Annotated in this window: 11 protein-coding genes; 5 read left to right on the plus strand and 6 right to left on the minus strand. The window is 61.3% G+C overall.

Features of this window, described 5'->3' with window-relative positions; translation table 11 throughout:
• Positions 1–47 precede the first annotated feature (47 nt).
• The 3 genes from SC1_RS13270 to SC1_RS13280 all read left to right on the plus strand — a co-directional run bounded on the left by SC1_RS13270 (position 48) and on the right by SC1_RS13280 (position 4,282).
• Complete coding sequence (locus SC1_RS13270) at positions 48–707, plus strand: TetR/AcrR family transcriptional regulator (RefSeq protein WP_062182457.1); 660 nt, start codon at positions 48–50, stop codon at positions 705–707.
• A 76-nt stretch (positions 708–783) separates the two neighbouring features.
• Positions 784–2,199, plus strand: a complete 1,416-nt coding sequence (locus SC1_RS13275) for an MFS transporter (protein WP_062182460.1) — start codon at positions 784–786, stop codon at positions 2,197–2,199.
• A gap of 1 nt (position 2,200) precedes the next feature.
• On the plus strand, positions 2,201–4,282 hold the full coding sequence (locus SC1_RS13280; protein ID WP_062182462.1) for a beta-glucosidase: 2,082 nt from the start codon (positions 2,201–2,203) through the stop codon (positions 4,280–4,282).
• On the opposite strand, the gene SC1_RS13285 is transcribed toward SC1_RS13280, so the two are convergent.
• Both SC1_RS13285 and SC1_RS13290 read right to left on the minus strand, forming a co-directional pair.
• A complete protein-coding gene (locus SC1_RS13285) occupies positions 4,260–5,168 on the minus strand; it encodes an MBL fold metallo-hydrolase (RefSeq protein ID WP_152682397.1) in 909 nt (302 codons plus the stop codon). The two genes, SC1_RS13280 and SC1_RS13285, sit on opposite strands and share 23 nt — an antisense overlap.
• Positions 5,165–5,482, minus strand: coding sequence for a cupin domain-containing protein (locus tag SC1_RS13290; protein WP_062182466.1), 318 nt, complete (start codon positions 5,480–5,482; stop codon positions 5,165–5,167). The genes SC1_RS13285 and SC1_RS13290 overlap by 4 nt, the downstream gene beginning before the upstream one ends.
• A gap of 144 nt (positions 5,483–5,626) precedes the next feature.
• Between SC1_RS13290 and SC1_RS13295 the strand changes: the two genes are divergently transcribed.
• Positions 5,627–6,541, plus strand: a complete 915-nt coding sequence (locus SC1_RS13295; RefSeq protein ID WP_274520266.1) for a LysR substrate-binding domain-containing protein — start codon at positions 5,627–5,629, stop codon at positions 6,539–6,541.
• Between the two features lie 213 nt (positions 6,542–6,754).
• Here the strand turns inward: SC1_RS13295 and SC1_RS13300 are convergent, their stop codons facing one another.
• Positions 6,755–7,051, minus strand: a complete 297-nt coding sequence (locus SC1_RS13300; protein ID WP_152682398.1) for a hypothetical protein — start codon at positions 7,049–7,051, stop codon at positions 6,755–6,757.
• 210 nt (positions 7,052–7,261) lie between these two features.
• On the opposite strand from SC1_RS13300, the gene SC1_RS13305 reads away from it, so the two are divergent.
• Entirely contained in the window at positions 7,262–7,717 is a 456-nt protein-coding gene (locus tag SC1_RS13305; RefSeq protein ID WP_062182474.1) for an Lrp/AsnC ligand binding domain-containing protein, read from the plus strand.
• A gap of 10 nt (positions 7,718–7,727) precedes the next feature.
• Here the strand turns inward: SC1_RS13305 and SC1_RS13310 are convergent, their stop codons facing one another.
• The 3 genes from SC1_RS13310 to SC1_RS13320 form a co-directional block, all read right to left on the minus strand.
• On the minus strand, positions 7,728–9,146 hold the full coding sequence (locus SC1_RS13310) for an amino acid permease (protein WP_062182477.1): 1,419 nt from the start codon (positions 9,144–9,146) through the stop codon (positions 7,728–7,730).
• A gap of 106 nt (positions 9,147–9,252) precedes the next feature.
• Complete coding sequence (locus tag SC1_RS13315) at positions 9,253–10,887, minus strand: amidohydrolase family protein (protein WP_062182480.1); 1,635 nt, start codon at positions 10,885–10,887, stop codon at positions 9,253–9,255.
• Positions 10,888–10,979: 92 nt separating this feature from the next.
• Positions 10,980–12,668, minus strand: coding sequence for an amidohydrolase family protein (locus tag SC1_RS13320; RefSeq protein ID WP_193749172.1), 1,689 nt, complete (start codon positions 12,666–12,668; stop codon positions 10,980–10,982).
• Positions 12,669–12,697: the final 29 nt, after the last annotated feature.

The raw sequence follows: 12,697 nt of genomic DNA on the forward strand, positions 1-12,697 counted from the left end.
CGTCGCTGGTATTGGTATCCAGTTGATTCAAATCCGGGGCAAACAGATTGCAGTCGAAAACGGGACCGAAAAGAAAAGCCCAGGACCGCGGTGTCGCGACGCGGCAGAAAATTGTCGAAGAAGCGCTGCAACTATTCTCACGCCACGGTTTCGACGGCGTCGGGATACGTGAAATTGCCGAGAGCGTCGGCGTCCAGCACGGGCTGATCAAATATCATTTCGGCACGAAGGATGAGCTGTGGCGCGAGGCCGTCCGGCTGCTGTTCACCCGGATGAGCGAGATTTTGCGCGCCGAGCCCGGCGAGGCCGATCTGCCGCCATATAAGGCGTTCGAAATCTCGCTTCGACGCTATGTCCGCTATTGCGCCGAGCATCCCGAACATGCGCGGCTGATGGTCCAGGAATCCTTTCGCGACAACGAACGGCTGGCCTGGGCGTCGGAGAGCTTCATTCGCCCCAGCCACGACCGGATATTCGCGCGATGGAATGCGCTGATGGACGACGGGACGATGCCGCGGGTGGATCCCACGTTGATGGTCTATGCGATGACAGGTGCCGCCCAGTCGATCTTCAATCTCGCCGCCGAAGCCAAGCTGACGCACGGGATCGACGCGCTGTCGAACGAGACGATAGAGGCCTATTCCGACGCCATTGTCTCGCTGTTCATGCCCGGCCTGAAGGCGATCGAAAAGTCCGCTCAAAAATAATTATCCATCTGGATAAAAATTAGAGACAGGCGAATTTCGTTGCGATAAGCTCCCGAAAAAAGAGGGAGAGACAATCATGGCCGATGTCAGCGGCGGGACGGTAAGACCGCCCGCTTCCATGGAACAGCCGCGCCTATCGACCGGAGAGGTCGTGGCCTATGGTTCGGGCGACCTTGCCTTCAATCTCTACTTCACCTTCTGCTCGCTGTTCCTGCTCTATTTCTACACCGACGTGCTCGGGCTCTCGGCCTCGGTCGCCGGTTTGATCATCATGGCGGCGCTCGTCTGGGAAGGTATCACCGACCCCGCGATGGGCGTGATAGCCAGTCGCACGCGCAGCCGCTTCGGCAGCTATCGCCCCTATCTGTTGTTCGGCGCACCGCTGCTCGCATTTGCGTTTATAGCGATGTTCCTGCCGCTGGGACTGTCGGGCAACGCCCTCGCCGCCTTCTGCCTCGCGACGCATATCCTGTTCCGCACAGTCTACACCGTCGTGAACATCCCCTTTGTGGCACTGTCAGCCCGGATGAGCGCTGACTCGCTCGCGCGGTCGCGTCTTGCCGGCGCGCGCATGTTGTTCGCGATCCTGACAGGACTGTTCCTCGCCGCCGCGACGTTGCCGCTCGTCGCCCGCTTCGGCGGGGGACGCGAAGGGTTTCTGTGGGTCGCTGCGCTTTACGCGGCCATCGCGACACTGGTCCTGCTCAACTGCTTCAGGAAAACCCGCGAAGCGATCGGCGAGGCGCCCGACGCACATCCGACCTTTGGCGCGATGCTCGGCGCGGTGCGGTCGAACCGCGTGTTCCTGTTGCTGCTCGGCGCGACGCTGGTGGGTTCGATCGGTTATGCGATGGGCGGCAAGGCGCTCCTCTATTACATGAAATATTATGCCGGATCGGAGGAGACGATCACGATCGGCCTGACGGTTTCATTGGCGGCCGCCGCGCTGTCGATGCTGTTGTGGGTCAAGCTGACGCAGCGCATCGGAAAACGCGCGGTGTGGCTCAGCGGGATCGCGATCAGCGCGACCGCGAATATCCTGATCTTCGCCCTCGCGCCCAAGGCGGGACCACTACTTTATGGCCTGCTCGGACTCACTGGGGTCGGCAACGCCGCCTTCGTCCTGACCTTCTGGTCAATGCTACCCGACACGGTCGAGGTTGGCGAATGGCAAACTGGCCTGCGGGCAGAGGGTGCTCTCGTCGGTTTCCTCGCCTTTACCCAGAAGGTGGCGCTGGGTGTCGGTACCGGCCTGATCGGCATCCTGCTCGACATCATCGGCTATGTTCCCAACGCACCGCAAACTCCCGAGGCGCTGACCAGCATCCGTGGTTTCGCCACGATCGTTCCGGCGATGATGGCCATCGGCGCCGGGCTGTTCATCTATTTCTATCCCCTCGACACGCGTACCCACGCGCGCCTCGTCCGTGCGATCGGATGGCGCAATGCACGCCGCCGCGGGGGCCCCTCCACGACAAATATGGACAAATGACATGAGCGATCAGCAATTTGATTTCGCGCCCCGCCGCGGCGCTTCGGACGAATGGATCGTCGACACGATCGATGCGATCATGGCGCAGGCGACGCTCGCCGAAAAAGTAGGCATGCTGTCAGGCCGTGGCTTTTTCCAGGAATTCATGGCCGACGACCGGCTGTGGGGCGCACGCCCCTATCGCGCAGGCAGCGGGATCGAGCGTCTAGGCGTCCCGCCCCTGTGGTTCACCGACGGCCCGCGCGGCGTTGCGCGCGGCCAGAGCACCTGTTTCCCTTGCACGATGGCGCGCGGCGCGACCTTCGACACCGACCTTGAAATGCGGATCGGCGAGGCGATGGGCAAGGAAATCCGTGCGCAGGACTGCGACCTTTCGGGCGCCGTCTGCATCAATATCCTGCGCCATCCCGCGTGGGGCCGCGCGCAGGAAACCTATGGCGAAGACCCGCATCATCTGGGCGCGATGGGCGCAGCACTGGGCGTCGGCATCCAGACGCAAAATGTGATCGCCACGGTCAAGCATTTCGCACTGAATTCGATGGAGAATGCGCGCTTCAAGGTCGATGTGCAGGTGAGCGAGCGTGCGCTCCACGAAGTCTATCTGCCGCATTTCAAGACCGCGCTCGATGCGGGCGTCGCCACCGTTATGAGCGCGTACAACAAGTTTAACGGCGAATATTGCGGTCAGCACCACGGCCTGCTGACCGACATATTGCGCGGCGAATGGGGCTTTTCGGGCTTTGTCCATTCGGACTGGGTGATGGGGCTCTACAAACCCTATGCCGTCGCCGCCGGACTCGACATCGAGAATCCCGAACCGCAAATCCTGGGCGACAAGCTGATCGCAGCGGTCGAGGCAGGCCATGTCGCCCCCTTCGTGATCGACCGCGCGTGCCGCAACATCCTGCGCACGCAATATCGCTTCGCCTGCGCCGCCGATCCGCTGACCGAATATCCCGCCGAGTTGGTCGCATCGCCCGAGCATGTCGCGCTCGCGCGCGAAGCCGCACAAAAGTCGATCGTCCTGCTCGAAAATGACGGTGTGCTGCCACTCGACCGTAGCAAACTGCACCGGATCGCCGTTCTCGGCCGGCTGGCCGAGCTTCCCAATACCGGCGACATGGGATCGAGCCGCGTGCGTCCGCCCTATGTCGTCACCCCGCTCGATGCGCTCCGCGCCAGGCTCGGCCCCGATGCCATCCAAACGGGTAACGAGGACGACATCGACGCCGCGGTGGCCGCAGCGCGCACCGCCGATGTCGCGCTGATCGTCGCCGGCTATACCGCGCGCGAGGAAGGCGAATATATCCCGGGCGACATCACGCTGGGACAGGAAGACGACGGCCGCGGCGGGCGTCCGGCGATCGGTGGCGACCGCCTCTCGCTCGAACTGCCCGCCGAACAGGTCGCCCTGATCGAAGCCGTCGCGGCGACGGGAACGCCCGTCGTCGTTGCTATTGTCGCGGGCTCCGCCGTGCTCGTCGAGGGCTGGCGCGCGCAAGCGTCGGCGATCCTCCAGACATTCTACGCAGGCATGGAAGGCGGCAATGCGCTGGCCGACATATTGTTCGGCGACGTCAGCCCCTCCGGCCGCCTCCCCTTCACCGTGGCGCGCGATGCCGGCGATTATCCCCATTTCGATCGCGACGCCAACGCGATCACCTATGACTATTGGCACGGCTATGCAAAGCTGGCGCGCGACGGCACCGAGCCGCGCTACCCCTTCGGTCATGGCCTCAGCTACACGCGCTTCGCCCGTCGCGCATTGCAGGCTTCGGTTTCCGGCGAGAGCGTGGGGATTTCGGTCGCGGTAGCCAATGTCGGAGAACGCTCCGGCGACGAGACTGTCCTCTGTTACATCAAATATCCCGGCGCGATCGAGCGCTGGCCGCTGGCGCTGAAAGCCTTTTCCCGCGTTTCGCTCGCCCCCGGCGAGACGCGAACGATCGCGATGCAAATCAAAATCGCCGACCTTCGCTATCGTGACGAACATGATCACGAATGGAAAATCGAGCCCGGGGAATATCAAATTCACATATCCGGCGGCATCGAAGCCGACCTTAAGGCATCGGTGCGGCTCTAGCGGTTTGCCGTTCTTGCCAATTCAGCCACTCGCCCGGTTTCAGGACCGTCACATAGGATCCGCCGTGCCGGCTAGCGTCCTGTAAAGCGCCAAGAGGATCGGGCATCTCCGAGTATCCGTCGGCGCCAACAACGCCGTAATGGATCGGCACGATCCTTTCTGCGCCGAGGATTGTGGCTGCCGCCACAGCCTGTTTTGGTGTGAGCACGGCAGGTTCGTCCGTCGCCGGCTTGCGCCACGAAAAGGTAGCGCCGTTGATGGGCAGGAACGCAGCGTCGAAAGAACCGAACTGTCGGCCCACCCGCCACCAGCCACCGTGCATCATCGTGTCGCCGCCATGGAATATTCTGCGTCCACCGCCCGATACGACCCATGAAACCTGAAGATCGCCATAGCCATCGGATGCAGGAACGGGAGTCGCCGTAAAGTCCCCGAAGATTTGCGGCTCCCAAAGGGGGCACGGCCGCTGGCGCACATTGGCGGGCAGCCCGCCGAAAGGGGGCGTGCCGGCGGCATATGCCAACGTCCCTCCGCTTTTCAGCGCTGCTGCAATGGCGATGGCGTCGCCATGATCCGAATGCCTATGGGTGATCAGGACGACACTCTCGCCCACCGGATCATCCACCGCAATCAGCTTGTCGGAAAGGGCGGCTCCCCAGACGGTCGGATCGATCAGCGGGTCGATGAACAACGTCGCGGCAGGCAGTTGAAGGCGCAGGCCTGCCCAGGCCAGACGTTGAACGCGCAACTGCGGCGGCGGCGGTGCCGCCGCGCGCGCTGCAGTGCGCCCTAACGATGCGACGCTCGCTGCCGCAGCAATCACGCCGCAGATCATTTGCCGACGGCTTGAGCTTTCACCGATATGGAATGACGAGGACAAGGTCACAGGAGATTGAACCCGATAAGCCGCACGCCCGTTTCCGTCCGCGGCTGGTGCTGGCTGTCGGGATCGAAATGAAGATAAGTACCGACACCGAACCGCTGGTCGCCCTCAATGACTTCCCCATCCAGAATGAAGACGTCCTCACCGCCATCGCCATGATGGTCGACGTGAGGCCACTCGCTGCCGGGCGCCATTTCGACAATCCATGTGCGGACGCCGGGACGCGAGGGCAGATCGCGACGGGTGCACCCCGGGCCGATAAGGATCGCTTCGCAACTGTCGAATGATACGGGCCTGAGCCCTTTTGGCTGGAACATCAATTTCTCCTCCGATCGCCGCCATTTTATGTATCGTGCGATCATCGAGATAGTTTATCGGACGATATGCTTCTGTGCATGAAACTCACCGCTTATCATCGGGCTGAGGAGTAGAAGTTGTTGAATATCCCAACCTCGGAGGCGTTGATCGCTGCGATAGAGGCCGCTCGAACAGGTTCGATGACAGCTGCGGCGGAACTGCTGGGAATAACGCATGGCGCCGTCAGTCGCCGGATACTCTCACTTGAACAGTGGCTTGGAACGCCTGTATTCGAGCGGCTCGGCCGCGGCGTTCGACCAACGCCTCAGGGCATTATCTTCCTGCGCCGCGCCGAACGATCGCTAAACGCGATCGAAGCACTTCGATCCGAACTTGGTAGCCGGCGCGATCCCGGCGCCATCCGCATCTCCGCGCTTCCATCGATGGTCAGGCTATGGCTGATGCCGCGGCTGCGCCGCCTCGAAGCGATCGCGCCCGGACGCGCGATAGAAATCATTCCCGAACATCGTATGGCGCAAGTCCAGAACCGCGATATGGACATCGCTGTGCGGTATGGCACCGGATCGTGGCCCGGTGTCGATACTCATCCCCTTTTTCCCGACATCGCGATTCCCGCCGCTGCACCCGAACTCTCGGCGCGGTTGGTCGGGATTTCAGCGCAGGACCTGATGAAAGAGACGTTGCTAATCGACGGCGACAGCTCAGATTGGCAGGAATGGGGTCGTCGTGCGGGGGTACAAAGAGCCTTATTGGGATCGAAGCGCCAATTCCTTGATCACGATGTCGCGATCGAAGCCGCCCGTCAGGAACTTGGCGTGATCTTGCTGCGCGCGCCGATGGCGGCATCGGCACTTTATGACAAAAGCCTGCAGGCGCTGCCTTTTCCGGCCATATCCAGCACGCGGGGACATTATCTCGCCGTCCGCGCGGGCGAACGCCGTCCGGACATACTCGCGCTGGTCGACGAATTGAGGTCCATCGGCGCCGAAGCCACGGCGCATTTCAATGGGGCCTTTCCCGAAATCGCCGCTCAAATTTTCAAAGCGCAGGTCAAGTAGCTGTGCGCGCCCCGACGGACAGCCAAAAACCGCTGGATGGCAGAGAGTGGTATTGGCCGATTGCGTGCAATCTGCCTTTGATCGCATGGCGCCAAGAGCGGACCTAGCATCATAGCCGTGACCGATGGAGGCGGGTTGCTTCTGCGACGCTTGGAAAACAGCCGAACATTTGCACGAAATCGAGGCGAGGTCGCGGCTTCAGCACATTCATTTTCAGGTACGAGGCGCCGGCAGCAGAAACGCATTGTCGAGAGCCGCATGATCGAGGCCACCGCCGGGCAAGGGAAATTTTCGATAGAAGCCCTCGATGCTGTCCGCGTCGGCAAGCACGCGGGCCTTAAACCGATGCGCGAGCGAAAGCCGGACCGGCAAGCCGCCGGTAATTTTGATCCAGCTGTTCCAACTTATGCCGACCCGCGTCATGATCTCGCACTGCCCGCCGACAAGTGGGCCGATTTCGTCCACCAGGTCGGGATTGATCACGCACATACGCTGCTTGCTCTCAGTCACTGCAAATTCTCCTCCAGTCCATGTCCGGGCTATTGCCCGGCACCGTGTGGTCGGGACCCAATGCGCAGCCCTTCTCTTGCAGACGCGCGCCGTCACACCATCCAAATTTTATCGCTCCAACTTCCATATTTTCCGCATAATCTCTGAAATTAACCGCATAAGATCGATGATATTTCTATCCCGAATCAAAAATTCTCAGGAGAATCTTCGATGCTTACCGAAGCAGACCATCGCATCCTCAAGGTCATTCAGGCGGAAGGCCGGATTACCAATCAGGAGCTGGCAAATCGCTGTGGCCTTTCGCCTTCCGCCTGCTTCGACCGCCTGAAGCGCTTGCGCGAGCAGGAATATATCCTCGGCTTTCACGCCCTGCTCGATCCGAACAAGCTCGACCGATCTTTGCTGATCTTCATCGAGGTGCTCATGGACCGAACCACGGGCGACGTTTTCAAGGAGTTTGCAGCCTCTGTGTCGGCCATGCCGGAGATCCTGGAATGCCACATGGTCGCGGGCGGGTTCGACTATCTGATCAAGGTCCGCGTCCGCGATATGGCGGCCTATCGAACCTTTCTTGCCGATACGCTGGTGCATATGCCGGGGATCCGGGAGACGCGGACCTATGCGGTCCTCGACGAAGTCAAGAATGTGACCAGCCTGCCGTTGTAACATCAGCCAGTCACTTTGAATCGCCCGCCGTGGCCAATCGGCTCTTACGCGCGCCATAAGCCAGATAGACGGCGAGCCCGATCAGATTCCAGAGCAGGAAACGGCTCTGTGTGATCGCCGGAAGGCTGATAAACAGATAGATGCAGCCGAATATCGCCACGAGCCCGACGACCCACGGCATCGGCGCACGAAACACCCGCGGCATGTCCGGTCGACGTACGCGAAGGATGATCAGGCAAAAGCCGACAGCGACGAATGCCGCAAGCGTTCCTGCATTCGCCAGCTCTGCAATTTCGGAAAGCGGGAAAAAGCCCGCGATCGCGGACACAACGATCGCGGTGCCGATCGTAACCGCGACGGGCGTGCCGCGTCGATTCAGCCGGCCGAGGCGTTCGGGCAGCATCCTGTCGCGCGCCATGACAAAGAAGATGCGGCTTTGCCCGAACATGAAGGCCAGGATCACCGTGGGTAAGGCAATGACCGCAACCGCGCCGATCAGCGTCGCGACCCCGGGGTGGCCCAGCGTGCGCAAGACGTGCGCGAGCGGTTCGCCCGACTGCGAGAATTGAAGGAATGGCATCGCGCCCACAGCCGCCGCGGCGACCAATATATAGACGATCGTGCACACAATCATCGACCCCACGATTCCGATGATGAGGTCGCGCCCGGGATTTCTCGCTTCTTCTGCCGCCGTCGACACGGCATCGAAGCCGTAGAATGCAAAAAAGATGATCGCCGCCGCTGCCATTACACCGCGCACCTGTCCGTCCACCTCATGTGCAGCGAAGCCATAGGGCATGAAGGGTTTGAAGTTCCCCGCATCGAATGCCGGCAGGGCGAGCAGGATGAAGGCGGCGAGCGCGCCAAGCTTCAGCACGACAAGGAAGGCATTCACCGAAGCACTTTCGCGGGTCCCGACCAGCAGCATGCCCGCCACACCCGCCACGATAAGGACGGCCGGCAGATTGATGACACCCCCGGCATGGGGTCCCGCCGCCAGCGCGAGCGGGACGTCTATTCCTGCGGCTTGCAGGAAGCCGACGGCGTAGCCCGACCATCCGACAGCCACAGCGGCGCACACGACCGAATATTCGAGGACAAGGCTCCAGCCGATAACCCAGGCGACGCCTTCGCCGATCACGGCGTAGCTATAGGTATAGGCGCTACCCGAAACAGGCATCAGCGTTGCGAGTTCCGCATAAGCCAGAGCGGCGCACACGCATACCAGCCCGGCAACGATGAAAGCGAGAAGAACGGCCGGACCCGCGCGTTCGGCGCCCACGCCGATCAACGTATATATCCCCGTGCCCACGATCGCCCCGACGCCCAGTGCAACGAGGTGCCCCCACCCCAGTGTCCGGTGCAGGCGTTGCGCTTCGTTCACGGCCGCGACCGTTTCGATCGATTTTCGTCTGGTAAAGAAAGACATGAAGGTCCCCTGCCCGATCAGCCATGGTCGGGGGTCAATATCGGTGACCGGCGCCGTGCCCGCCGAAATCGGTCAGGCAGGCGCCGGTATTTTGGAGAAAAGCCGTCTACTGGCCCAGCTTGGTCTTTTCGCTTTCGACCATCGCCGCGACGTCACCGAGCAATTGCTTTGCGTCGTAGACAATCCCGTCCTTGATGGTGAACTTCACCCCGCCGACGACCTCCTGCTTGTTCGTTTCGGAATTCAGGCGCTGGAACCCTGTCCCGTAAAGCGTCTTCAGATTTTGCAGCGGATTTTCCGGGACGATCACGAGATCGGCGAGCATACCCGCCTTCACTGCACCGATCGGCGGGGTTTCGCCACGCGGTTCGTACAGCGTCTTCGCGCCCATCATCGTCGCGGCACGGACAACTTCAAGCGGCGAGAAACCGGCTTCGCGCAGCAATTCCAGTTCTTCGACATAGGCGAAGCCATAGACCTTCCAGATGAAGCCCGAATCGGTGCCGACCGTAACCCGGCCACCCATATTCTTGTAATCGTTCATCAAACGCATGAAAAGGCCGTAGAATTTCTTCCACGCGAATTCATTCTCGGTAGTCCAGTCGAAGAAATAGGAGCCGTGATTATCGCGGGTCGACTGAAAATAATTCCAGAGCTGCGGGGTCGTGTAGCGGGCGTGCCAGTCGGCATTGCGCGCACGCATCAGATCACGCGATGCGGCGTAGATATTGAATGTCGGATCGAATGTGACGTGGTTCGCCTTTTGCGCCTCCAGATATTCCTGCCATTGTTTCGTGCCGGGACCATAAACCTGATCCCAGATTTCGGCGACTTCGCCGAAGCGATCCTGCTCGTTGTTATAGTCGTAATGCGACGGGAAATCCTGAATCGCCCGGTCCTTCAGAAGGGATTCCATATGCCCGTAATAATGCGTGATCGTATTGAGCCCCGCGTCGCCCGCTTGGCGTCCATTGAAATTGGCCACGCCGATCTGGCTGAGGTGGGCGGTCGTCCCAAGGCCCAGCTTCTTGGCTTCATCGAGAGCAGCCGAGAAAACATCGGGTGTCTCATTCTCGCGGTTGAAGAATTTAATGCCGTCGATGTTGTTCTTGGCAGCCCAGCGCACCCACTCACGCGCCTTGAGCGGGGTGTCGACGACGCCACCTGTCCAGCCCGCACCCAATGTCTGGTAATTGAAAATTCGCGGCGCCACGATCTCGTTGCGTGCCGAGCGATCCTTCTCGCGGCTGGCAACCGCAGGCGCGCCCAGCGGAACGCCGCGGACCGTCGTCACACCGTGCGCGAGCCACAGCTTGTAGGCATAGCTGGCATCGGGTGCCTTGTCGGCGCCGGGCAGGTGGACATGCATGTCGGTGAACCCGGGAAGCACGTACATGCCGGTCGCATCGATTTCATAATCGGCATCGTTCGGCGCGCGGTTGGCCGCAGAAGGCAACCCCGGCCAGCCCGCCTGCTTGATCGAGGAAATCCGGTTGCCTTCGACGACGATGTCGAAGCGACCGCGCGGCGGCGCGCCGGTCCCGTCGATGATCGTGGCATTGCGGATCACCATCTTGCGGAACGGTCCGGCCCCTTCACCCGGCTTGCGCGCCGGTGCGCCGGCGCTGACCGGGAAGACCTCGGCGGTAGCGGCCGCCTTTTTGTCGCCGGCCTGATGCGCGGTCGCCGGCACGGCGAGCAACGCCGCCGCCAGCGCGATTTTGGTTATCTTCAACTTCATTGGACCCGTTTCCCCGTTTCGATTGATCGTTTTTGCACTCATTGCGGTTCGCTAACAGGAGCGGCGTTTGCGCCGCCGCTCCGGCTATCGTGTCAGGGCAGCGGAACGCCCTCTTCGGGAAGCCCCATCCGCCGCTTTTCGGACTTCACCATTTCGGCAACGTCGGCGAGCAGCTTTTTCGCGTCATAGACGATACCGTCCTTGATCGTGTAGCTGACCCCTCCGACACGCTCGAGCCGCTGCGTCTGCTCGTTGAGGCGCAGCGCCCCGGTGCCGTAAAGCGTCTTGAAGTTCTGGAGCGGATTTTCCTTCACCAGCACCATATCGGCAAGCTTGCCGACGCGCACCGTGCCGATCGGCGGCGCTACATTTCCCTTAGGTTCGTACAGCGTGAGCGCGCCGTTCAGCGTCGCGGCCTGTACAACCTGCGTCGGATTGAATCCGGCCTCCTGAAGCAGTTCGAGTTCCTCGACATAGCCGAAACCATAGGTTTTGAAGATGAAACCCGAGTCCGAACCGGCGGTCACGCGTCCACCGATATTTTTGTAGTCGTTAATCAGATGCATGAATTTCTTGTAGAAATTCCGCCAGCGCACTTCCTTCTCGGTCGTCCAGTCGAAAAAGTAGGAACCGTGATTTTCGCGCGACGACTGAAAGAAATTCCACAGCTGCGGCATCGTATATTTGCCGTGCCAATCGGCATTGCGCGCGTGCATCAGGTCGCGCGACGCCGCATAGATCGTCATCGTCGGATCGAAGGTGACACCGTTCTTCTTCTGGCTTTCGAGATAGTCCCTCCACTCATCCGTGCCGGGTTCGAAGCTTTCGCGATACAGGTTGGCGACGTTGCTGAAGCGATCCTGCTCGTCCATGTAATTATAGCTGGGATCCCAGTTCTGGACCGGGCCTTCCTTCAGCAGCGATTCCATATGCCCGTAGAAATGAGTGACGGTTCCAAGCCCCGCGTCGCCGGCATGCTTGGCATCCATCCGCGCGACACCGATCTGCGAGAGGTGCGCGACGGTTCCGATCTGCTGCTTCTTCGCTTCGTCATAGATCGCTTCCAGCACTTCGGGCGGCTGGTTTGGATCGGCGGTGACCTTGATGCCGTCGATCCCGGCCTTGGCGGCCCAGCGCACCCATTCGCGCGCTTTTTCGGGAGTGTTTGTCGCCCCTCCGGTCCAGCCGCGCCCCGTTCCGGGACGATGATAGGAAAAGATGCGTGGCGCCGCGATCTCGTTTCGTGCCGAACGCGCGCGTTCGCTGAGCGAGATTTCGAACGGCGCCAGGTCGACGCCGCGTACCGAGGTGACGCCATGCGCCAGCCACAGCTTGTAGGAATAGCTGAGGTCGGGCGCCTTGTCGTCGCTCGACCCGTGAACGTGCATGTCAATGAAACCCGGGAGCATGAACATGCCCGTCGCGTCGAGTTCATAGTCCGCGTCGCGCGGCGCGCGACCCGATACCAGGGGCAGCCCAGGCGTACCTGCCGCCTCGATCGACGTGATGACATTATTTTCGACCACGACGTCGACCGGCCCGCGGGGCGGCGCGCCGCTGCCGTCGATCAGCGTAACGCCACGGATGACCATTTTACGAAACGGGCCTGCGCCTTCGCCGGGTTGACGTGCTGGCGCCGCGACGGCTCCCGCCCGCGGTTTCACCGGTTCGGCGGCGGGCGCGGCATTCTGCGTCTGCCCCGACACGGTCGGAATGGAACATAACAGGCCGGCGGTCCCAACCATCAGCGTCCGCCACGCAGCCAAGCGCAATCTTTCCATTGTAAGCTCTCCCCTGAAAACCCCTAAAT

This window comes from Sphingopyxis sp. C-1 (assembly GCF_001047015.1).
Lineage (GTDB): Bacteria > Pseudomonadota > Alphaproteobacteria > Sphingomonadales > Sphingomonadaceae > Sphingopyxis.

Bases quoted from the DNA above. Each gene is read 5' to 3' on its own strand.
- SC1_RS13315 (WP_062182480.1), bottom strand. From the start codon at position 10,887: ATGAAGTTGAAGATAACCAAAATCGCGCTGGCGGCGGCGTTGCTCGCC.
- SC1_RS13275 (WP_062182460.1), top strand. From the start codon at position 784: ATGGCCGATGTCAGCGGCGGGACGGTAAGACCGCCCGCTTCCATGGAA.
- SC1_RS13305 (WP_062182474.1), top strand. From the start codon at position 7,262: ATGCTTACCGAAGCAGACCATCGCATCCTCAAGGTCATTCAGGCGGAA.
- SC1_RS13310 (WP_062182477.1), bottom strand. From the start codon at position 9,146: ATGTCTTTCTTTACCAGACGAAAATCGATCGAAACGGTCGCGGCCGTG.
- SC1_RS13290 (WP_062182466.1), bottom strand. From the start codon at position 5,482: ATGTTCCAGCCAAAAGGGCTCAGGCCCGTATCATTCGACAGTTGCGAA.
- SC1_RS13320 (WP_193749172.1), bottom strand. From the start codon at position 12,668: ATGGAAAGATTGCGCTTGGCTGCGTGGCGGACGCTGATGGTTGGGACC.
- SC1_RS13280 (WP_062182462.1), top strand. From the start codon at position 2,201: ATGAGCGATCAGCAATTTGATTTCGCGCCCCGCCGCGGCGCTTCGGAC.